The organism is Streptosporangium album, from assembly GCF_014203795.1.
GTDB lineage: Bacteria > Actinomycetota > Actinomycetes > Streptosporangiales > Streptosporangiaceae > Streptosporangium > Streptosporangium album.
Genome location: NZ_JACHJU010000008.1, coordinates 68,657 through 90,733, shown reverse-complemented (window position 1 = coordinate 90,733; position 22,077 = coordinate 68,657). Strand labels below are relative to the sequence as shown.

15 protein-coding genes and 2 pseudogenes are annotated in these 22,077 nt (G+C 67.2%); 6 read left to right on the top strand and 11 right to left on the bottom strand.

Translation table 11 applies throughout. The features are described 5' to 3' along the window. The first annotated feature begins 123 nt into the window (after window positions 1-123). On the top strand, window positions 124-3,204 hold the full coding sequence (locus FHR32_RS41870; protein WP_184760131.1) for a Tn3 family transposase: 3,081 nt from the start codon (window positions 124-126) through the stop codon (window positions 3,202-3,204). Between the two features lie 11 nt (window positions 3,205-3,215). On the opposite strand, the gene FHR32_RS41865 is transcribed toward FHR32_RS41870, so the two are convergent. The 3 genes from FHR32_RS41865 to FHR32_RS41855 all read right to left on the bottom strand — a co-directional run bounded on the left by FHR32_RS41865 (window position 3,216) and on the right by FHR32_RS41855 (window position 6,397). Continuing rightward, complete coding sequence (locus FHR32_RS41865) at window positions 3,216-3,488, bottom strand: hypothetical protein (protein WP_184760130.1); 273 nt, start codon at window positions 3,486-3,488, stop codon at window positions 3,216-3,218. Window positions 3,489-4,027: 539 nt separating this feature from the next. After that, window positions 4,028-5,425, bottom strand: a complete 1,398-nt coding sequence (locus tag FHR32_RS41860; protein WP_184751892.1) for an IS1380 family transposase — start codon at window positions 5,423-5,425, stop codon at window positions 4,028-4,030. Between the two features lie 450 nt (window positions 5,426-5,875). Continuing rightward, window positions 5,876-6,397, bottom strand: coding sequence for a hypothetical protein (locus tag FHR32_RS41855; protein WP_184760129.1), 522 nt, complete (start codon window positions 6,395-6,397; stop codon window positions 5,876-5,878). Between the two features lie 92 nt (window positions 6,398-6,489). Between FHR32_RS41855 and FHR32_RS41850 the strand changes: the two genes are divergently transcribed. Next, on the top strand, window positions 6,490-9,540 hold the full coding sequence (locus tag FHR32_RS41850) for a Tn3 family transposase (RefSeq protein WP_184760128.1): 3,051 nt from the start codon (window positions 6,490-6,492) through the stop codon (window positions 9,538-9,540). Window positions 9,541-9,926: 386 nt separating this feature from the next. Here FHR32_RS41850 and FHR32_RS41845 read toward each other — a convergent pair whose 3' ends face one another. After that, window positions 9,927-10,613 carry a nitroreductase gene (locus FHR32_RS41845; RefSeq protein WP_221466943.1) on the bottom strand — a complete coding sequence of 229 codons (687 nt, stop codon included), beginning with the start codon at window positions 10,611-10,613 and terminating at the stop codon, window positions 9,927-9,929. A gap of 340 nt (window positions 10,614-10,953) precedes the next feature. Here FHR32_RS41845 and FHR32_RS41840 point away from each other — a divergent pair, with 340 nt between their 5' ends. Beyond that, a complete protein-coding gene (locus FHR32_RS41840; protein WP_184760127.1) occupies window positions 10,954-11,883 on the top strand; it encodes a recombinase family protein in 930 nt (309 codons plus the stop codon). Between the two features lie 40 nt (window positions 11,884-11,923). Here the strand turns inward: FHR32_RS41840 and FHR32_RS41835 are convergent, their stop codons facing one another. Both FHR32_RS41835 and FHR32_RS41830 read right to left on the bottom strand, forming a co-directional pair. Beyond that, the gene (locus tag FHR32_RS41835; RefSeq protein ID WP_312882944.1) at window positions 11,924-12,208 is read right to left on the bottom strand and encodes a DUF4158 domain-containing protein; all 285 of its coding nucleotides are present in this window, start codon (window positions 12,206-12,208) and stop codon (window positions 11,924-11,926) included. A gap of 157 nt (window positions 12,209-12,365) precedes the next feature. Continuing rightward, window positions 12,366-12,668, bottom strand: coding sequence for a hypothetical protein (locus FHR32_RS41830; RefSeq protein ID WP_184760126.1), 303 nt, complete (start codon window positions 12,666-12,668; stop codon window positions 12,366-12,368). 58 nt (window positions 12,669-12,726) lie between these two features. On the opposite strand from FHR32_RS41830, the gene FHR32_RS41825 reads away from it, so the two are divergent. Beyond that, complete coding sequence (locus FHR32_RS41825; protein WP_184760125.1) at window positions 12,727-13,749, top strand: tyrosine-type recombinase/integrase; 1,023 nt, start codon at window positions 12,727-12,729, stop codon at window positions 13,747-13,749. A gap of 336 nt (window positions 13,750-14,085) precedes the next feature. Beyond that, the gene (locus FHR32_RS41820; RefSeq protein WP_246468756.1) at window positions 14,086-15,078 is read left to right on the top strand and encodes a sensor histidine kinase; all 993 of its coding nucleotides are present in this window, start codon (window positions 14,086-14,088) and stop codon (window positions 15,076-15,078) included. 226 nt (window positions 15,079-15,304) lie between these two features. Here FHR32_RS41820 and FHR32_RS41815 read toward each other — a convergent pair whose 3' ends face one another. Both FHR32_RS41815 and FHR32_RS41810 read right to left on the bottom strand, forming a co-directional pair. Next, on the bottom strand, window positions 15,305-15,829 hold the full coding sequence (locus FHR32_RS41815) for a glycosyltransferase (RefSeq protein WP_184760123.1): 525 nt from the start codon (window positions 15,827-15,829) through the stop codon (window positions 15,305-15,307). Window positions 15,830-15,952: 123 nt separating this feature from the next. Further along, window positions 15,953-16,246: pseudogene (locus FHR32_RS41810) on the bottom strand (transposase); the annotation flags it as partial. Between the two features lie 36 nt (window positions 16,247-16,282). Here FHR32_RS41810 and FHR32_RS41805 point away from each other — a divergent pair. Next, window positions 16,283-17,539 (top strand): IS256 family transposase, encoded by a 1,257-nt coding sequence (locus FHR32_RS41805; protein WP_184752199.1) that lies wholly within the window; start codon window positions 16,283-16,285, stop codon window positions 17,537-17,539. 51 nt (window positions 17,540-17,590) lie between these two features. On the opposite strand, the pseudogene FHR32_RS41800 reads toward FHR32_RS41805, so the two are convergent. The 3 genes and pseudogenes from FHR32_RS41800 to FHR32_RS41790 all read right to left on the bottom strand — a co-directional run. Beyond that, window positions 17,591-18,631 (bottom strand): annotated as a pseudogene (locus tag FHR32_RS41800) (IS701 family transposase); the annotation flags it as partial. A gap of 627 nt (window positions 18,632-19,258) precedes the next feature. After that, entirely contained in the window at window positions 19,259-19,699 is a 441-nt protein-coding gene (locus FHR32_RS41795; RefSeq protein WP_184760122.1) for a DUF732 domain-containing protein, read from the bottom strand. A gap of 383 nt (window positions 19,700-20,082) precedes the next feature. After that, window positions 20,083-21,819, bottom strand: a complete 1,737-nt coding sequence (locus FHR32_RS41790) for an IS1634 family transposase (protein WP_184760121.1) — start codon at window positions 21,817-21,819, stop codon at window positions 20,083-20,085. Window positions 21,820-22,077: the final 258 nt, after the last annotated feature.

The following is a 22,077-nucleotide window of genomic DNA, read 5'->3' as shown; positions in this document are numbered from 1 at the left end:
GTCATGTTGGGTGTTCGGCGTGCCCGCTGGTACATCCGAGGCGCCTTCATCCCTTCCCGGGGTGGGGGCGCCGACTGTTGCCGCGGCCGTGGTCCGGTGCGCGGTGGGACCCGGAGGGGCGCAGTGCCGACCAACTTCCTCACCGAGGAGCAGCGGAGCAGGTACGGCAAGTTCAACGCCGTTCCCGATATCACGCAGCTGGGTGCGTTCTTCCACCTGGACGCCGCTGCCCGGCGGCGGGCGATGGCCGCCAACGGTGCCCGCAACCAGCTCGGCTGGGCGGTCCAACTCGGAACCGCACGGTTCCTGGGCACCTTCCTCGACGACCCCGAGATGGTGCCGGCCGCAGTCGTGGACTACGTCGCCGAGCAGCTCGGCTTGGCCGCCGGCGATCTGAAGGGGTACGGCGAGAAGAAGGCGCGGTGGGATCACCAGAAGCAGATCCGCGAGGACTACGGGTACACCGCGTTCGAGGCCGAGCAGTGGTTCTCCCTGGCGTGCTGGGTGTACCGGCGGGCGTGGACGACCAACGAACGCCCGATCGTGCTGTTCGACCTGGCCACCCACCGCCTGGACCAGGCCAAGATTCTGCTGCCCGGGGTCACCACTCTGGAACGGATGATCGCCTCGCTGCGCGAACGCGCCGCGCTGCGCCAGTACAAGATCCTGGCCGCCGCGCCCAGCCCCCACCAGCAGGCCGGGCTGGAGGACCTGGTGGTCGTCGAGGACGGCCGGCGGGTGTCCAAGCTGGACCGGCTCCGCAAAAGCCCTACCGACGTGTCGGGCGGTGGGGTGGTCAAGGCGCTGGAACGCCACACCGAACTGCGGGCGCTGGGCGCCTCCACCTGGGATTTGTCCGCGGTGCCGCAGGGTCGGATCGCCGCGATCGCCCGCTTCGCCAAGGCCGCCCGCGCCCAGGCCGTCGCCGACCTGGTCGGGGACCGCAAGCTGGCCACGCTGGTGGCGTTCGCCGCGACCATGGAACCCGTCTCGGCTGACGAGGCCATCGAGGTGTTCGACCTGGTCACCGGTGACCTGCTGCGCACCTCGGCGTTCAAGGCCAACAAGCAGCGGTTGCGGACCATCAAGGACCTGGACACCGCGGCGATCGTACTGCGCGAGGTCTGGTTGAAGATCCGCTCCGTCGCCCAAGACCCTGACGGCGACATCCGCGCGGCCCTGGACGTCATGGACGTGGTCGCGATCGGCGCCGCCGCCGACACCATCGGCGAGATCGCCCGCGAACCCGACGAGGACTTCCACGCCGAACTGCTGGACCGCTACGCCACCGTCCGCCGGTTCCTGCCCAAACTCCTCAAGCTCATCGACTTCGACGCCGGGGCCGCCGCTGACCTCACTGGGGACGGCAAGGGCCAGGGTGTGCGGCCCGGCCACGAGGTGCTGGAGGCCATCGACTTCCTCAAGGCCATCGAACGGCGCCGCAGCGACATCGCCCCCGACGAGGTTCCGGCCGGTTTCCTCACCTCGGCCTGGCACCGGCGGGTGTTCCCCAAACGCGGCGAGAACGCCGGCACGTTCAACAAGCAGGCCTACACCCTCGCCGCCGTCGAACGGCTCCGCGAGTCGTTGCGCCGCCACGAGGTGTTCGTGCCCGGTCTGCGCAAGTGGGGCGACCCGACCGCCGGCCTGCTGGCCGGGGAAGCCTGGGAGAAGGCACGCCCGAACATCTGCCGTGACCTGAGCCTGTCACCCCAGCCAGGCGTCGATGTGAAACGGTGGGCGAGCACCCTGGACTTCGCCTACAAGCAACTCGCCGCCGGCCTGTCCGGCGACGACGACGTACGCAACGACTGGGTACGCATCGAGACCGACTCCACCGGCAAGGACCGCCTGGTGCTCACCGGCCTGGAGAAACTCGATGAGCCCGCCTCCCTCACCGCGCTGCGCGCCGACGTCGACGCCCGCATCCCGGTCGTGGACCTGTCCGAGGCGGTCCTTGAGGTGCACTCCTGGACCGGGTGCCTGGACCAGTTCACCCACGTGTCCGGTGACGTGCCCTCCCGCAAGGAAGACATGATCACCTCGATCGCCGCGGTGCTGGTCGCCCAGTCCATGAACGTCGGCATGCGCCCCATGGTCTCCGAGGGCACCGCCGCGCTCGCCCTGGACCGACTGTTCTGGGTCGAGCAGAACTACATCCGCGCCGCGACCCTCACCGCCGCCAACGCCGCCCTGGTCGACTACCACTCCCAGCAGGAACTGGCCAAGGCGTGGGGCGGTGGTGAACTCGCCTCCGCCGACGGGCTGCGTTTCGTCGTCCCGGTGAAAACCATCAACGCCGGACCCAACACCAAATATTTTGGTAAGGGAAAGCGCGCCAAGGGTGTCACCTACTACAATTTCACCTCCGACCAATTCACCGGCTTCCACGGCATCGTGATCCCCGGAACGCCCAAGGACTGGTACTACATCCTAGAGGGCCTTCTGGAACAGGAGACGTCGCTGCGGCCCACCGAAATCGCCTCCGACACCTCCGGCGCCTCCGAAATAGCATTCGGTATCTTCCGGCTCCTGGGATGGCAGTTCTCCCCGCGCCTGGCCGACGTCGGCAGCGCCACCCTCTACCGCGCCGACCCCACCGCGTTCTACGGCGCCTTCGACAACCTGATCCGCGCCCGCGTCAACACCGGCCTGATCGCCGACCAGTGGGACGAGCTGCTGCGGGTCGCTGGATCCCTGCGTACCGAGGCCGTCAAGGCCAGCGAGCTGTTCCGCTACCTGTCCGGCGGCGGCACCCCCACCCCCATCGGCAGGGCCCTGATGGAACTCGGCAAACTCGACCGGTCCACCTACCTCGCGTCCTACTTCGACGACGAACTCCTACGCCGCCGTGTCAACACACAACTCAACCGGCAAGAAGCCCGCCACACCCTCGCCCGCAAAATCTTCCACGGCCAAAAAGGCGAACTCCGGCAGAAATACAAAGAAGGCCAAGAAGACCAGCTCGGCGCACTCGGCTTCATGACCAACGTCTGCATTCTCTGGAACACCATCTACACGGCCCGCGCCCTGGAAGAAATTCGGGCCGAGGGAAAGAAGCAAGTCGCGACAGCCGACATCGCCCGTCTCTCACCTCTGGGCTCCGAGCATTTCAATATGCTCGGGCGTTACAATTTCTCATTGCCTGAGATCCTCCGGAGCGGTGGCTTCCGGCCGCTGCGCACGCCCCCACCCACCGAGTAGGAGCCCACCGGCTACCCCTCCGCCGGAGCTTCTGGGGACTCCAGGAGCATCCGGCGGACCTGCTCGTGCGACACCCCGGCATACTGACCGATCCGGCGCAGCCCCCACCCCTCGGCCCGCGCGTCCGCCATCGCCGCGGTCGTCGCTACCGCGGTCACCGCCTCCAACATCACACGCAGCTCACCGAGCTGGCGCAGCCGTATCGCCGGAGCCAGATCAGCGATCTCACCGCAGAACCGCTCAACATCAGACCGCAGGAACGCCACACCATCGGAATCAGCCACCGGGCAAGAATGGCCTGGTCAAACCCATGGTGTCAACGGATGTGACAGTAACCCGGGCTCGCCGTTCCTGTCCTACGAGCGACCGCTATTTCAACAAATGAAATACAGATCAGTGTGCATTACGAGGGGTGATGGTCCGGTCCCTGCTGGTTGACGTGAGACGTGGGCCGGCCAGTACGAGAAGACTGCACTCTATCGAGGCGCCAGCATGGCCGGTCTCTACCCCTTCCTACCTGGGGACTTGCGCAAGCGATTACATCTAATGAAAGATCTCTTCGTCTGATGTAAGTGGCGGAGGGTGACTGAGCCTGAATCCACCGAGCGTCTTTGAATGATCGTTTCTAAGTTCGATTCCTCCATGAGGGCCGTTTCTCTCGGTGTTCGGCAGGTGGAGTCCTGTTTTCGGGCGTGATGGGGCCGCCGCTGGCGGGTTCTGCGGCTTGTCCGGGTCATGCGGTTCGGGGCGGTCGGTGGCGGTGTCGCCGGTGGCTGGGTAGGCCGTCAAGGTGCTGGCGGGGTGGTGCCTGTGAGATGGGATATCAAGCGGCTCGGGCGAGCGGTGGCGAGCGAAGCGCGTCGAAGAGGTTCATCCAGGCGGGCTGCCAGGGCCAGTGGCCGGGCAGGTGGAGGGTGATATGGCCGCGCCCGTGCCGGGCGAGGCGGGCGGGTACGGCGATGAGGTGGCGGCGCAGAGTGGCTCCACGTGCTCGTGCGCAGCGGGCTCCGGACAGGCAACCGGCGGCGCGGAGCAGGTTGTGGCTGATCGTGGCCAGTGCCAGCCAGGCGGCGTTGGCCGCGAAATTACCGGAGGGCAGGTGAGCCAGCGGCCCGGAGATCAGATCGGCGAAGATCTGCTCGATGATCGCGTGATCACGATGCTGTCCTTCGGCCTGGATCAGCTCATACGGAGTGTCGGTGAACACGGCGTGGTAGCGATAGCACGGGTGGTGGCCGGGGTCGGTCTGCTCACCCAGTCGTTTGACCCGGCGCACGATCAGGCGGGCGGTTACGGCCTGCCCCTTCTTGGAGGTGAACGCGGTGTAGCGGGTCTCGGCGACCTCGGCATCGGAGATCCACTGCCCGGATTCCTCGTCCAAGATGGCGTTGGGGTAGCTGATCGGGGTCCAGGCGCCCTGGGGGATCGCGGCGATCGCCGCCTTGATTTTGGGGTCCATCTTCGCGGTGAAGGAGAACCGGACATCGGCTCGCCGGCAGGCGCCGATGACCTTGGCGCTGTAGTAGGCCGCATCGCCTCGGCAGAGCAGGATGCCGGTGGCTCCGGCCTCCCGGGCCGTATTGATCGACTCGGTCACGAAGGTGTCTGCGCCGCGGGCGGAGTTGGCGGTGCCGCCGCGCAACCGACTGGCGGTGATGACCGGGGCGGCCAGTGGGGTGGACAGGGCCGAGGCGAGCACGTTGAGACCGCGGACCCGCAGGCTCTTGCCTTGAATCTTGGTGTGCCCGAACCCGGCGCCCTGTTTGGTCGGCCCGTAAATCCGTTTTTGCATCGAGTCCAGATCGAGGAACGCCAGCACGTCCACGCCGGGCAGCAGCGGTGTGTGCGCGGCCAGACGGGCCAGCAGGCGGCGGCCGACCTTCCCGATCTGCCGCACGTTGCCCCACGTCAGACAGCGCAGAAACGACCCGAGCGTGGAGGGGGCGCGGATCCCGGCAAACAACTTATCCATCCCGCCGTGGCGCAGCACGTCCAGATCATCGATGCTGTCGGCCCCGGCGATCATCCCGGCCACGATCGAGCCGATTTTCAGCGGGGCATTCACCCCGAGTCGGTCGGCGATGGTCACGTGCTCCTGAGCCAGACCGGCCAGGTCACAGCGCTCGGCCAGGCGCATCACCGGCAGCAGGCCTGCGTAGGCGACCGTGTGCTGGTCATCGAAGATCGCATGGGTGTGGGCGGGAGCGTGAGACAATCGCACTTACGACGTGCCCTCTTGATTCGGCGGCTGGAAGCGTAGAGAACTCCCATCCTGCCAGGTCAGAGGGCATCGTCATGTCTACGGTCCAGCCCTCACCTGATAACGCTCGGTGGATTCAGGCTTAGCACTGATTCATGATCTTGTGTCTTGCTTTCTCTCTCTGTCGTGTCCCGTGGTCTCAGTTGCGTTCTGTGCTCTTTGCTCTGGTTGCCTGTTCTGCTGTGATTGTTCGATCTCCGCTGGGTGGCTCTGGGTTTTCGTTCCTTCGTGTTCTGCTGGTTGCGCTGGTGGCTATCGGCCCCGGCCCCGTGACGGTCCACCCCCCTCTCTGTCAGACTGCTGTGAGACATAGACGTATGAGTCCTTTTGATGTGAAGCAGGGCGAGACGGGACCACCAAGACAGTGACAATGACCTTCGCTGATCAGACCGCCATGACGGGGCAAAATGGTCACGTGACCGATAAGCGGCCGAGCCGGCCGGTGCGCACCCGAGCCAGGCCCGTGTCCAGTTGGGCGGCCAGACGCGGCCGCTCAGCCTGTTGCCACAGGCGGATCGCGTGCGCCAGCGCCACGACGGCGAGCAGCAGCAGCTTCACCTCCGGGGAAGCGGGGGCGTGCCGGATCACTATCGCCACCCCGCGCAGATCGGCCAGGCCGCCGCGCCGCACCAAGCGACGATCGGGGTGGGCCGGAGCTTGCGCGGCCCGCGCCAGCAGGTCGGCCGTCGCGGTGATCGGGCCGGGGCTCTGGCTCTCCAGGCGGGCCGACAGCCCGGCCATCAGTCCGGCGGTGTGGCGGGCGGCGCTCGACCACAGTGCCGCGTCCTGGGGCGCGCTCTGGCCGAGCTGGGCGGTGACGGCCTCAACCCGGGCGACGGCCTGGCGCCACACCGCGCTGTCGTAGACGGCCCGCTCGGGCGTTTCCTTGGGGCCGGCGACGTCGGCCTGTCGGCTCCGGGGCGTGACGAGCATCCGAACGAAAAGTCCCGTTAGCGGGTGGCCCCAGCTAACTATTTGATCTTCCGCTCGTCCTGCTTGCCGGGCCTGCCCTACCTTCGGCGTCTATGCCGGTTGAGTTCTTGAGTGATGGTGAGGCGGCCGCGTACGGCCACTTCTCTGGTGCTCCGTCGCAGGCGGAGCTGGAGCGGTTCTTCTACCTGGACGACACGGATCGGGCGCTGATCGCCGAACGGCGTGGGACACACGCCCGCCTCGGCTTCGCCCTCCAGCTAACGACAGCCCGCTACCTCGGGCGCTTTCTGACCGACCCGCTGGACGTGCCCGACGAGGTGCTGGTGTACCTCGGCGAGCAACTCGGGATCGAGGATGTCTCGCAGATCAACCAGTACACCGAGCGGCGCAGCACGCCGTTCGAGCACCAGGAAGTGATCCGCAAGGCATACGAGTTGAAGGAGTTCTCCCAGGCGGAGGCGGATTTCATCGTGTGGGCGAGTGCGCGGGCGTGGAATACCGGCGACGGAAAGAAGACGATCTTCTATGACGGCGTGACGTGGCTGCGCACCAACAAGGTGCTGCTCCCGGGCGTGACCACGCTGGCCCGGCTGGTCGCCCGGGTGCGGGATGAGGCCACCGACCGGCTCTATGACACGCTGCGCGAGGTGCTGTCGCCGCGGCAGCGGATGATCCTGGAGATGCTGTTGGAGGTGCCCGAAGGCCGGCGCTCCTCGGACCTGGAACGCTGGCGCAAAGGCCCGGCGGCGCCCTCGGGCAGGAATCTGGAGAAGGCGCTGGAGCTCGCCTCGGAAATCCTCGGGGTCAGGCTGGGGGCCATGCCGCTCCCGCCGGAGGTGCCGCACCGGCGGATGGTCGACCTGGCGCGGTACGGCATGCAGGCCACGGCGACCACTCCGCGCCGCCATGGCCCCTCCCGCCAGCTCGCCACGCTGCTGGCCACGGTGATCTATCTGGAGGGCAAGGCGGTCGACGACTGTCTGGAGATGCTGGATCTGCTGGTCACCACCGAGCTGGTCGGCAAGGCCGAGACCGCGACCGACAAGGAGCGGGCACGCCAGCATCCGAAATTGGCCAAGCACTCGGCCACGCTCGCCGCGGCGGTGGACACCCTGCTGGAGGTCACCGAGTACGGCGAGGAACTCCGGTTGGATCAGGTGTGGGAGGCGATCGACGCGATCGTGCCCCGGAGGGAGCTGCGGGAGGCGGTCGCGGCGGTGACGGAGATGGTGCCGCCGCCCGCCGCCGATGCCGACGGTGAGATGCGGGCGCTGCTGGCCACGCGGATCGCCACCGTGTCGGGGTTCCTCAAGACGCTGACCACAGTGATCGAATTCGGTGCCAACGCCGAGGGCGCGCGGGCGCTCGCGGCGATGAAGCAGTTGCCCCGACTGCTGGACGGACGCAAGAAGAAGGTCACCGAGGCCGACATCGACCCTGAGCTGGTGACCGGGTCCTGGAAGCGGCTGGTGTTCAAAAGCTTGCCGAACGGCAGCACCGTGGACAAGAACGCCTACACCATGTGCGTGCTGACCCAGTTCCACCGGCACCTCAAGCGCCGCGACGTCTACGCCGAGGCCTCGGCGCGCTGGCGGGATCCACGCGGGCAACTTCTGGACGGTGCGAAGTGGGAGGCGGCCAAGGGTCCTGCGCTGGTCGACCTCCAGCTTCCCGAGGATCCCGGACGGTTGCTCGCCGAGCACGCGCTGGTGCTGCATCTGGCGCTCAACGATGTCGCGGGCCGGGCCGGGCAGGACGGCGTGGATGTGAGCGTGGATGCGGAGGGACGGCTGCACGTGGCCAAGCTGGCCGCCCTTCCGGAGCCACCGTCCCTGATCGACCTGCGCAAGCGAGTCCTCGCGATGTTGCCGCGGGTGGACCTGCCCGAGCTGCTGCTGGAGGTGATGGGCCGGGTTCCGGAGTTCGAGGCCGCGTTCACCTCGGTGGCCGGCGGGGTGAGTAAGCTGGCCGACTTCCACGTCTCGGTCGCGGCCTGCCTGACGGCTCAAGCGCTGAACATCGGGTACGCGCCGGTGGTGAAGGCGGGCACGCCGGCGTTGGAGCGCGGCCGGTTATCGCACGTGGTGCAGAACTACCTGTCGGCGGAGACCTACACTCTGGCCAACGGTCCGCTCATTGATGAGCAGGGCAAGATCGGTTTCGCCCAGGCACTCGGCGGTGGGCTGGTCGCGGCGATCGATGGGATGCGGTTCGTGGTCCCAGTGCCCTCGATCTACACTCGACCGAACAAGAAATTTTTCGGCCGCTCGCGCGGAGTCACGTGGCTCAACATGATCAACGACCGTGGGGTGGGGCTCGGCGCGAAGGTCGTCACCGGGACCCTGCGTGACTCGCTCCACATGATCGATGTGGCGTTCCGGCGGGATGGCGGACCGCGCCCTGAGGTTCTGGTGACCGACACCGGATCTTACAGTGACGTCGTGTTCGGCCTGGTCCACCTGCTGGGCATGCAGTACCGGCCCGCGCTGGCCGACATCCCCGATCAGAAAGGCTGGCGCATCCAGGACGCCGACTACGGGAGCCTGTCCCGGTTCGCGCGCGGGAAGATCGACCTGGAAAAGATCAAGCGGCATTGGAGCGACATCCTGCGCGTCGTGGTGTCGATCTACACCGGTGAGATCCGCGCCTACGACGTGATGCGCATGATCCAGCGGGACGGCAACCCGACCCCGCTCGGGGAGGCGATCGCCCACTACGGGCGGATCTTCAAGACCCTCCATATCCTCACCTACGCCGTGGAGGAGCCCTATCGGCGTGACATCAAGGGTGTGCGCAACCTGCAAGAATCCCGACATGCGCTGGCGGGGAAGATCTTCCACGGCAGGAAGGGCGAGATGTACCAGCGCTATTACAAGGGCATGGAAGACCAGCTCGGCGCGCTCGGCCTGGTGCTCAACTGCGTCACGCTGTGGAACACCTTCTACATGGACCGGGCCCTCGATCAGCTCAAGGCTGAGGCCTATCCACTGGCTGAGGAAGACGTCGCGCGGCTATCGCCCTTCGTCCGCCAGCACATCAACGTGATCGGCACCTACTCCTTCGCCCAGCCCGACCTCGGCCCCGCCGGTGTCCGGCAACTCCGCAACCCCGATGAGCCAGATTGGGAAGACGACATTCTCTAGACCTTGAGGCAGGGTGCGGGGTAAATGAGCGGGCGGTCGCGGAGAAGCGGATGTACGCCACGGTGGCCAACGCCGCCCGCCGAGCGGACGGCGTGCTGCCGACGGACCTGGTGGCGCTGCTCGCAGTGCCGGAGGATTAGCGGATGCGGAGCTGGAGCGGCTGCGCCGACCACCTACGAGGACGACCGGCCGGCTGTCCCCGCTCAAGCACGTCAACCTCAACGTGCTTGGCCGCTACAGCTTCCGCGCCTCCGGCAGGGTGCTTCGGCCCCTGCGCGACCCGGCGGAGGCGGATGGCGAAGAGGACGCCGAGGACTAACCCGCCCATCCCGCCCCTCGCACCGCGTTACAAGGGTCCGGTCCTGTGGATCTTTACCCCCTGGCGATCACACCCCGATGAAGCTCACTGTCTCCATCATGTCCGCCCGCCCCGTACGCAGCCGTGGCACGCCTTCCTTCTCGAACCCCGCCGAGACACCGCAGAACAGTACGAGCCCGTCATCGGCGCCGACCATCTGGCTGACAGTCTTGCGATACATCGTCCACATCACCTGGGGGCAACTGTGCAACCCTTCCGCTCTCAGCAACAGCATGACCGTCTGCAAGTACATCCCTGCGTCCCCCCACTGTCCGGGCCCCATCGTCCGGTCGAGGTAGCAGAACAGTACGACTGGCGCCCCGAACGCCTCCGAGTTCAAGGCGGCGATCTTCTTGGGCCTGTCGGAGTCGTCACGCTCGATTCCCAGGGCTTCGTACCGCTGGGCGGCTGCGGCGGAAAAGCGGTCCAGATACGGCGAGGTCAGTTCGGCCGGGTACATCGGATACTCCCGCTCATCACCCGGGTCTCCCGCCCGAGCCCTGGCCGTAGCGCGCCTTTTGAGTTCGGCCAAGGGCTCGCCGGTCACGACGTACACATGCCACGGCTGGAGATTCCCACTCGACGGAGCCCGCGTCGCTGTCGCCAGCACTCGTTCGAGTATCTCCTTGGGCACCGGCTCATCGCTGAACGCCCGCACAGCCCGGCGACTGTCCACGGCCTCATACACATCCACGTCTTCGCGCCCTTCACTCAACGACGATCAACTCCTCCACCGTAGTCAGCGGTCAGCTCCGAGCATCGGCGGGCGTTGGACAGTGTCTAGACGATCAGTTGAGGAGCGGAGGGCCCGCGCCGACTCGGCTGGTGTCCATCGCGCGATCCCAGCATGAGCCAATCCGCCCGTGGGGGCGCAATCGGTCGATTATGCCCCCACGGGCGGATCCAATCGGAACGCGCCGTCCACCAGCGGAACCGGCGCGCCGATCCAATCGGATCCGGTCGAAAGTTACGCCTCCCCTTTTCGCCCCCCTAGGATCGGCTGTAGACACCTGCCGGGCACCGCCCGGCCACCCCGGGAAGGCCACCACGCCGACATGGTTGACCGGATCTACCTGCGCCACTCCACCGACAAGCAGACCGACGCCCGTCAGCGCCACGTCCTGGCCGCTCTGCTGGCCGCCGGCACTCCCACCTACGAGGACCCCGCCACCTCCAGCCGCCAGCTCTCCCTGGACCGCGCCGGCTTCACCAAGCTGCTTCACGAAGCCACCGTCGGCGACACCATCCGCATCGCCGACGCCGCCCGCGTCTTCCGCTCCGTCGCCGACATCCTCGCCCTGCGCCCGGTGCTCATCCGCCGCGGCCTGCACCTGCGCGTCGAGTCCGGCCTGCTGTCCGGTATCGACCTGGCCAGCGACGACCCCGGAACCAAGATGATGGTCTCCGTCCTCGCCGCCGTGCTGGAGTTCCAGCGCGACATGATCAGCGAGAACACCCGCGAGGGTGTCGCTGCCGCCGAGGCGGCTGGCAAGACCCTGGGCCGCCCCGCCGCCCTCGACCCGAGCACGGCGACCGCCATCGTGGCGGCCTACCGCCAGGGTGCCGCCGTCAAGGCCCTGGCCCGGCAGCACCGCGTCGCCCCCAAGACCATCCGCCGCGTTCTCGACGCCGCCGGCGCCCGCGACCTGTCCGGCCCGCTCGACATGCCCCCAATCCGCCCCGGCGAGCTGGACGACGCGCTCGCCCCACAAGTGGACGTGGTCCTCGACGTGCCCGGACGACTCGCCGATCTCCTGCGCATCACTGGGGACGAGGTCGTCTGCCTGGCCCTCGTCTCAGGACGGAACATCCGCCGCGGCCCCGGCTATTCAGTCCGCATGGTGGCCCCGCTTGCACTTCACCGCGCCATGCTGGAGCAAAGTGCTGCCGCCGCCGACAGCGCCGGCCCGGCTGAGCGCAAGGCGCACCGGGTGTACGCCGCCCGCGTCGCAGCCGTCGAGGCCACCCGGCTGCATAGGCCGTGACCTGTGAAAACCCTTCGGCGAGACACATTCGAACGGAAAGTCACGACAAGCCGCTCAACTCCGCTCTGCTAACGGGACTTTTCGTTCGGATGCTCGTCATGCCCCGAGCCGACCCCACCTCATCGGGCACAAACCCAAGCCACGGCAGCGTCGCGACCATCACGGCCATCCCCAGCCGATCGGCCGGGCCTCGGCCCCGTCCCGGATCCACGAACGCCACATCTGCGGGCGTCAACGTGAAGTGCGTGATCAACTCATCGCGGCCGATATCCGGGAACGACCGCAACTGCTCCAACTGCTCGCGGGAGAACATCTTCTCCGACACCGAACCACCCCACGCTCTAGACCGGACAAACCGGAACAGAACGTAGCGGAAACGATCTCAGGCCCCTACGCTGACCCCTGCATCACCGCAGCTCAGAGCTATATGTGTTGGATTCTTCGATAGGACTACCGGGACCCCAGGACGCCTAACCGACGGTTCAGACCAGCGGTGGCGCGGTCACAGCGTCGCGCTGAGCTTGGAGTTGCTTCATGTCGGTGGCATCCGACCGGCGGAGAACAAAGATCTTCGCCAGCGCGATGAGGCTGGGGCCGGTGAGGAGCGCTGCCAGCCACAGCTGTCCGTTGACGCCGACGACAACTGCGCCGGTGAGCATGCCGATCGCGATGGCGACGGAGCCGCAGGTCCGTGCCCCGGTCGTCCTCGTCTTCGCCGATCCGCCAAGCTTGTCAGATAATGCCGTATTATCTGACAACGGCAGGATCGGCTCCTGCGGGAACACCCGTGCGGGCCGTGCACCTTTCCCGCGTGTTATCTGACAAACCAGGGAAGCGGGTCAGATGGCGACAGACCGGCACCTCACCGCCGTGCCCGACCGTGACAACGCGGAGACGCCGGGAGGGGTGCCGACCGCCGAGGCGCTCGCCTCGTTCCTGCGCCACCTCGCTGGCCGACGCGGCCGGTCCGGCCGAATCACCTCGCCGGAGACCGTGCGCGCCTACACCTCGGCCCTGCCGACCGCGTTCACCGGGATCGTGCACCTCGGCGAGCTCGCCCGCGTCGGCCGAGACCAGCTGCACACCAACATCCGCGGCGCGTGGGGCGGCGCGGCGCCGTCGACGTTCAACGCCAAGCGGGCTGCCGTCGCCTCCGCCCTGGCCTACTTCCACGACCAAGGCTGGATCGGCGACCCGGCCGCGGTACTGCACGGCCTGGACCGAGAGCACCAGCCCAGGCCGGACGACACCCGCGTCCGCAGTCGCGAGCGGATCGACCGGCTCATCGCCGACAAACGCCGCCCGCTGGAAGACCGGACGCTGTGGGCGATGCTCTACTCCACCGCCGCCCGCGCCGAGGAAGTCCTGCGCCTGAACGTCGAAGACCTCGACCGCGCCAACCGCCGCGCACGCACCATCCGCAAAGGCGGCAAAGCCGACGAGCTGCTCTACGACATCCGCACCGCCCGGATGCTCGGCCAGCTCCTCGGCCGCCGCACCCGCGGGCCGATCTTCCTGTCCGCGCGCATCGCCCCTGACGACGGCACCGCGCCCGTACGTGACGTCGACCCGGCCAGCCGCCGCCGACGCATGACCTACCGCACCGCCGAACGCCACCTCGGCGCCGCCACCGACGGCTGGAATCTGCACGACCTGCGCCACTCCCGACTCACCCACGCCGGCGAGGACGGCGCCACCGAAGCCGACCTGATGAACCTCTCCGGCCACGAAGACCGCCGCACCCTCCAGCGCTACCTCAAGCCCAGCAAAGAAGGCACCCAGCGCCGACTCGACGGCATCGAGGCCCAGCGCGGTACCTGGACACCCAGCGCCGACGAACTCGCAGACCGCATGACCACCCGGTGATCGTGCCGCCTGCCCGGTCGGATCATCGCTGGTCAGCGCCATATCCGCCCGATTTTCGGCGAGTACTACGGGGACCCCACGTGGGGCGGTGGCGTTGTCAGAGAAGATGTTCTCCGAGGAGCAGTTGGGGTCCCCCTATGAAGGGCCGATTACCTGCTGGATGACTTTAGGACGGACGCGTCATCGTGAGTCATCGAGGTGGTCGCATGTGGGAATAGAGGGAACTTCATCTACTGTTTGGATAGCTAGACCTGTCACAGCTACATCCAGGGCGTTTCCGGGATGATCAGCTTGAGAGCATGGCATCACTGCTCCATCAAAACCCGTGTGACCACCATGGCGAGCGCCGTCATGGCGCTGGTCTGCGTCTCCGCCACCCTGCTGCTGTTGATGGCCGCTCCCCAGCCTCCGCTCTACGGCAGCGCGGCCGTACTGGCTGGACTCATCGGTGGTTCACTCCTGCTGATCGCGGCCACCGCGCTCGGGACGTACTGGATGATGAGCAGGACCCTGCAGCCGGTTCGCGCCATCAGTGGGAAACTCGCCACGATCCGGCCTTCCAATCTGAGCGAGCGGGTTCCGCTGCCGAGCCATGATGACGAGTTCAAGGAGCTCGCGCAGACCACCAACCAGACGTTGGAGCGGGCCCAGGCTGCGATCCAGGAGCAGTTGAGGTTCGCCTCGGACACCTCCCATGACCTGCGCAACCCGCTCGCGGCGATGCGTACCGAGATCGAGGAAGCGCTCATGCGGCGGGAGGAGATCGACTGGGTGGACACCGCCGACAGGCTGCTGGAGTCTGTTGAGCGGCTGCAGGACTTGGTAACCAACCTGCTGGAGATCTCCCGACTTGACGCGGGCGTCATCGGCCAACACGACCTCCTCAACCTCGCCGTCCTGGTGGACGGCGAGCTCGACCATCGGCAAAGCAAGGTCAGGGTGGTCAGGAGGTTCAGTAGCGGCGTGATGGTCAACGGAGAGCGGATCGGTCTCACCCGGCTGCTGCACAACCTCATGGACAATGCCGAACGCCACGCCCGCTCCACGGTCATGGTCACCGTCGAGCACCGGGGCGACGCGCCGGTGCTGGAGGTCTACGACGACGGGAGCGGGGTGCCGCGCGAGCAGCGGGAGGTCATCTTCGAGCGCTTCGCCCGCCTGCAAGACGCGCGTGCCAAGGACGCCGGCGGCAGTGGCCTGGGCCTGCCGATCGCCCGGCAGATCGCCGAAGACCATGGTGGCACCCTCACCATCGAAGACAGCCCATCCGGGGCACGGTTCGTCGCACGCTTCCCCCGGCCGGCCGCGTTAGCGGCGGGCAGCAGGTAGCGGGTGAAGATGTCCCGCAGCGCGACGGCAGGCATGCTGCACGAGGCCGCCGCCGCCCGCCCCGGTCGACCTGGAGATGCTCCCACCGCGCGTCCGGCGAATCCGTCGAGGAGATCCGCAAGGGCCTGATCATCCCCACCGGCCGACCTCGGGACCGCCGCGTAGAGGCGTGGATCCGTAGCCACATTGAATGGGCCTGGCGGGATGCGGCCGCTGGCGTGCGGGGTCAGCTCGACAACGTCCGTGATGGCCCGGACGGTTTGGCCGTATCGCACCCGAGGGCGCCCTCGGCCCTGTCGGTCGCTCGTTCGGCGAGGGCCTCGAGTTCGGTGACTGCTCGGTCGGTGGCCGTCTCGGCGGCGATCTCGGCCGCCAGTCGCTGCGCTTTGCGGCGGTAGGACGGGTCGTTCAGGACTCGGTCGACCGCGCGGGCGATTGTGCGGGGTGAGCTGCTCTTGCTCACTGTGATCCCGGCGCCGGCGACTTCGACATGCCGTGCCACCTCGCGCTGGTCTCGCCCGAGCGGCACGCAGACCAGGGGGACCCCGGCCGCCAGGGACTTGACGGCCGTCCCGTGGCCGGCGTGCGTGATCGTCACCGCGGCGTGGAGCAGCGCGATGCTGTGCGGAGCGGCCGCGGTGACCAGGACGTTGCCGGGCGCGCGGACCGTCGCCGGGTCCACGGCCGGGCCGGTGGTCAGCAGCCCGCGCACCGGCAGCGTGCCGAGGGCTTCGGCGATGCGCTCGAGCACTATTAGGGCTTGGTTAGGTGGGGACGGGCTGGGCATGTCTGGGTAACGCGCGGCGGCAGGTGGGGCAGATACCGGCCCAGCAGGCCAGAAGCAGCTGCAACTCGGCGATGACCCGGTAGGTGCTCAAGCCGCAGCCGGCGCTTTTGGGTTGAGCCTTTCAAGGGTGCAGAACGCGTGAGCGACCGAGACCAGGGTGACGTGATGATGCCAACCGCTCCACGTGCGACCCTCGAAGTGGTCCAGGCCCAGGCCGGTCTTCAGCTCACGGTAGTCGTGCTCGATGCGCCAGCGGATCTTCGCCAGACCCACCAGACGCCGCAATGGAACGTTCACGTCCAGGGAGATGGTGTGCGGGTGATCTAGGCCTGGCGTTGGCACGGGTGAGATCCATGTGACAAGAGACGGCCACTCCGTAATCCTTCGATTCGCTCATATCAACACGAAGGGGACGAAGTGGCCGTCAATGACATTGTGCCCGCTGCCGGGGAGTACTTGGAAGACACCCTGGCCGCGGCGAGTCCGGACCTGCTGCGCACGATGATCCGGGAGTTCGCGCAGCGGATGATGGATGCCGAGGTCGAGCAGCTGTGCGGCGCCGGCTACGGCGAGATCAGCAGCGAGCGGGTCAACACCCGCAACGGCTACCGTACGCGGCCGTGGGACACCCGGGCCGGGAGCATCGAACTGGCCGTGCCCCGGCTACGACAGGGCTCCTACTTCCCGGACTTCCTGCTGGACAAGCGACGCCGGGCCGAGCGGGCGCTCACCTCGGTGGTGGCGACTTCCTACCTGCTCGGGGTGTCGACGCGGCGGGTGGAGAAGCTGGCCGAGGCGATGGGCATCACCTCGTTGTCGAAGTCGCAGGTCTCGGCGATGGCCGCCGAACTCGACGGCATGGTGGAGCAGTTCCGGTCCCGGCCGCTGGACGCCGGCCCGTACACCTTCGTCTGGATCGATGCCCTCACGCAGAAGGTCCGCGAAGGCGGCCGGACGGTGACCGTGCACGCCCTGGTCGCCACCGGTGTCAACGCCGACGGCCTGCGCGAGATCCTCGGCCTGGACGTCGTCTCCAGCGAGGACGGCGCGGGTTGGCCGGCGTTCCTGCGCGGCCTGGTCGCCCGCGGCCTGTCCGGCGTGCTGATGGTGACCTCCGACTGCCACGCCGGGCTGCGCGACGCGATCGCCTCCACTTTGCCGGGCGCATCCTGGCAGAGGTGTCGAACCCACTACGCGCGAAACTTGATCACGCGCGTTCCGAAGTCGGCCCAGCCATGGGTGGCCACCATGCTGCGCACCATCTTCGAGCAGCCTGACGCCGAGTCGGTCTATGCCCAGCATCGTCATGTCGTGCAGGTACTGGAGGCCAAGTACCCGAAGGCGGCCGAGCATCTGGACGAGGCCCGCGAGGACATCTTGGCCTTCGCCGCCTTCCCCAAAGCCGTCTGGCGTCAGACGTGGAGCAACAACCCTCAGGAGCGCCTGAACAAGGAGATCAGGAGGCGGACCGACGTCGTCGGTATCTTCCCCAACCGCGACTCGATCGTCCGGCTCGTCGGCGCGGTACTGGCCGAGCAGAACGACGAGTGGACCGAACAGCGCCGCTATATGGGGCTGGAGGTCCTCGCCGAGTGTCGCAAGAACACCGATTCACCCGATTCTAAAAATAAGACAAACGATGCTAAAGTGACTATTGAGGCGATTGCTTCCTAATAGTCACCGATTACGGGTGGCCTTCTCAAACACCACCTCCCTGGACGCGGCCAATGGAACATCGGCCTCCAGCGTGGACAACCAGTACTTGACCGGCTCCGGCTCACCGGGCGGCCATTCGGCCAGCAGCCAGCACACCGGCAACTCCCCGCCCGCGTAAGCGCGGCGGATCCGCACGCCCGCCGGCCGTACCCGCAGCGCGGCAAAGCGCGAGCGCAACGGCCCCTTGGACCCCATCCGCCACCGCACTGTGTGCAGCGCGCGCCGCCCGCCCTCCAGCACCAACTGCCGGGCGCTGATGCGCCGCTGCCGGTAGCGGGGCACCGGCCGCCGCCCGGTCCCCGCATACGGCGCGACGCTGCGGCAGGCCTCGGCCTCCAGCAGCGCGGTATCGGAACGCACCCCCACCACGTAGGGAATATCGCGCTCGGTCAGGCCCAGGCGAAAGGCCCCGTCTTGACCGTAGCCCTCATCGGCGACCACCAACGGCGGATCCAGCCCCCAACTCTCCAGCTCGTCGATCATGTCCAGCGCCAGCTGCCACTTGGGCACATGACCGACGTCGGCGGGGATCCGGCAGCGCTGCCGGCGTGCCGCCACCGCGGCCGGATCCTCCGTGCGCGGCGAGGCCGCATCCCACTGCTCGGGCACGAACAACCGCCAGTTCACCGGACACGACGCGGCGTCGGTGACCAGATGCACGCTCGGCGCGACCTGGCAGTTCGCGGTCTTGCCCAGCGCCCCGCAATACTGCGCGGCCACCCCCGGCGACTCCTGGCCGTCCTTGACAAAGGACACATCATCGACCACCCATGCCACCGGGCCGATCGCCGCATCCATCCGCCAGGCCAGCTCGGCCAAAACCAGCTGATGCGCCCAGGGGGCATCGGTGCAGAACTGCTGCAGCCCTTGGCGATCCACGCCCAGCCGGGCCGCCATCGGCTCCATCGATTTCCGCGCTCCATCGGTCAGCAGGCCGCGCACATACCGCTCGCCCCACCGCCGCTGATCAGCACGGGCGAAACCGGAGAACATCTCAGCGGCAAACGTCTCCAGCCGCGCCCGCACGGCCTCGAGTTCTTGAGGGGTCATCTTCCCTCACCCCCAAACAGGTGACATACCGTCCCCTACCCGAGGTAACCAAGCCCTACTATGCGCTGGTCCATGAACGATGAGCTCAGGCCGACCAGGGGTCCCGGTAGTAATCGCGGAAAATCCAACGGATATCGCTGACCAGCGTCGACGTGGAGCCCTCGGGCAAGGCCAGCGGCATCCTCGGCCCGGCCCACCGCACCCACCAACCGGCACACCAGCCTGCGGTGCCCTCACATCAGAGCAGGTCAGGGGCATATTCGTTGGATTTTCCGCGATTACTACCGGGACCCCGGACTGGGGGGCACAGCCGTGTCTCCTCCGGTCACCGAGACCCACCTCCCTCGCCCGTCCCGCCCTGTCCGTCCCGCAATCGGCGGACCGCTCCGACCAGTGCCAACAGGGCATCAACCCCTATGACAGGGACATTCCCCGCCCTCTTCTCGGCTATGTGTGCACTGCGGCTTGCTCCTTGAACGCTGTTTCCAGAAGATCAAGACCTGGCGCGGTCTGGCTACCCGCTACGACAAACCCCGGAAAGCTACGAGGCCGGGCTCTGCCTCCGAGGCTCGATCATGTGGCTGAAGCTCCTCACCTCAACCACATGATCCGAACTCTGAACAGCTCCTAGACGGGAATTTTGTCCCGCTGGTGTGGGCAAAGGTTGACGATGGCGACCCTCGCTATGTACTCAGACGTATCCAGGTCAAACCCGCTGGTACCGAGGGCCGCAGCCTCGGCGAAGCCCTTTCCTTCCTCCAGCGCCTTGCATATGTTCCAGCCGAGCCGCCCCAGTTTGTAGGAATCGGCGTCCTTCAGCGCTTTCCGCTGCTTCACCGAAGCCGTGAACACGGCTTCGCGTGCCGACGCCGACGGGTCGGGTGTCGGCGTCGGCTCCATGCTTGGTTCGGCGTCATCGACCGTGGGAAGCGCCTCCGCGGGCATCGGCGTCGAAGCCGAAGCCGCTGGCTTCGCCACGGGCCTCTCGGCACCGTCGCCTGGCAAGGCGGCCAGGCCGCCCAGTAGGCCGAGTACGCCTACCACCGCGATGACCGCGATGATCGCCACGCCCTTGCCACTCCTCCTGGGCGGCGGAGGTGAGCCTGGCCGCCGTCCGGGTGGCGGACCCATGGGGGGAGGCTGCTGCGGGGGCTGTTGCGGAGGATGCATTTGCGCACCATACGCCCCATATTTAGTGATTCATATGGAATGCCCTATGTGAACACCCGAAAAGGATCATCGGAGCGGCCCGAACCCCACCCGGTCGACCACCGTTCTCGCACTTCCCACGTCAGGGCCCGCCACCGGGCCTCACCTAGACCCGGGTTCGACAGATGATTGTTCTACTAGGGGCATCAATGCCTGCCTGAACAGCGGAAACGCCTAGGACGCGCCGGAAGGGCGTGTCACTAGGCGTGCAGGTGGTCGCGAGGCGGGACTCGGGCCGGCGGTCAGTCGGCGACGGCCAGATCGAGGATTTTCTTGGGCGCGGGGACGTCGAGGGCGATGAACAGGTCGCGCTGGGGCTTGGTGAGCTCGGTGGACTGGCGGAAGGTGCCCGAGGGGCCGGTGTAGGCGATGACGTGCAGGCGCTGCAGTTCGGCGCGCAGCGTGGTCCAGGTCTGGCCGGTGGCGTTCTCGGCGACGCGGATCAGCAGCAGGGCGAGCCAGCAGAGCAGGACATGGGCGCGGATGCGGTCTTCGCGGCGGTGGTAGACGGGCCGCAGGTCGATGATCGATTTCATGTCGCGCCAGCCTCGTTCCACCTGCAGGAGTTGCTTGTATCCAAGCGCGACATCCTCGGGGCTCAGGCTGGGGTCGCTGCAGCGCAGCAGGTACTTGCCGTCCAGGTTCGTCTCGCGTTCGATCTTCGCGCGGTCGACGCGGAGTAGTCCACCGGGCGTCTGGCGTAGGAAACGGTGCAGGCCTGGCTTGGTGGAGATGACTCCGGCGAGCTCGGCTCGTTTGGTGCGGCTAAGGGTGTCGGTGCCGTCGATCATCTCGGTCAGCTGGGAGATGAGTTGCTCACGGACGGCGGCATCGCGGACGGCCTGATCGGGGTTATAGCAGATGATGAAGCGGTCAGCCGATCCGATCTTCACCTCTTTGACCTGCAGGTTGTCGGCGACGGTGGCATAGCGGCCCTGCCGGGACAGGGCCGTCTTGGCCTCGGCGGTGCCCGAGCGGAGCTTCTCGCCGATGATGTAGCCGGTGCCCCCTTGCATCAGAGCCTTGCGGTTCGTGGCGGAGGAGAAGCCTCGATCGGCCACGTAGATGACCTTGGACAGCGTCCATTCGCGCAGGTCGTCGCGGACCTGGCGGATGAGGGCCGAATCGCCGGTAGCGCCCGGCCAGGACCAGACCCGCACCGGAATGCCGTCGCGGGTCACCGCCATGCCGACCACGACCTGCGGGAGATCAGGCCGTGAGTCCTTGCTCTTGCCGTAGGAGCGGAACCCGCGCAGCTTCACCTTCTCCCCGGCGCCGTCTGGGTTGTCGTCGCCGGTGGCGGACGGGCCGGCGGGCTGGTCGAGGAGGCGGCCTCGCTCGTCGCGAGCGACGGGCTCATCGGCCTGATCGGTCTCGAAATACGTGCTGGTCGTATCGAAGAAGATCAAGTCGACTTCGAGGTTCAGCAGGTCGGTGACCTGGAAGTACACGTCCTTGGCCAGGACGGGTTCGATCTCGGCCAGCCAGTCCATTGCCCGGTGGCAGGCCTGCTCGTCGATGACGGTCAGGCCGTCGATGTGCACGTCGGAGTTGATCCACTCGGTCGCGGCCGGCTTGGACGACGGCGCGAGCGCCCGGTTGGCGACCAGCGCGAACAGCGTCCGCTCGGCTCGGGCGTCCATCCGCCGCCCGGCCAGCAGCCGCTTCATCGTGGCGTCGATGCCCAGCCGTCGCCACAGCCCGTCGAGCATGTGGGTGCCGCCCAGCGGGCGTGCCTCCAGGAATTCCAGTCCCGCCGGGGCGCTCAACACTGCGGCACGGTCCGGATCGAGCAGTCGGCCTAGCGACACGACCAGCCGCTCGATCGCGGCCCGGTCCAACTGGTCGGCGCGGCCGAAGGAGTGCAGCACCTTGGTCCGGGACCGCTGCGCGTCGGCGTCCCACTCGTTGTGGGCCAGTTGGAGGTAGCGGATCTCCTGGCCATCCTTGGTCCGCCGGGTCGCAGTCTTCACGTACATGCCACTAGACGATACCGCTATATCCCCGCGTAAATAGCCGTCTTAGAGCGAAAGCGTGTCACTAGGCGATTTCGTTGTTTCCGCTAGCCGTGCGGCCTGTGACCTGCACGTACAGATCCATAATGTCCCCGAAAGCCCGATGATCTGTCGAACCCGGGCTAGATCCGAACTCCGAACAGCTCCTAGGTCCGTCCGGGATCGAAAGCCCGCCCCACCTTTTCGCCAGCTCGTTCAAAGATGAACTCACCCGAAAGCGCC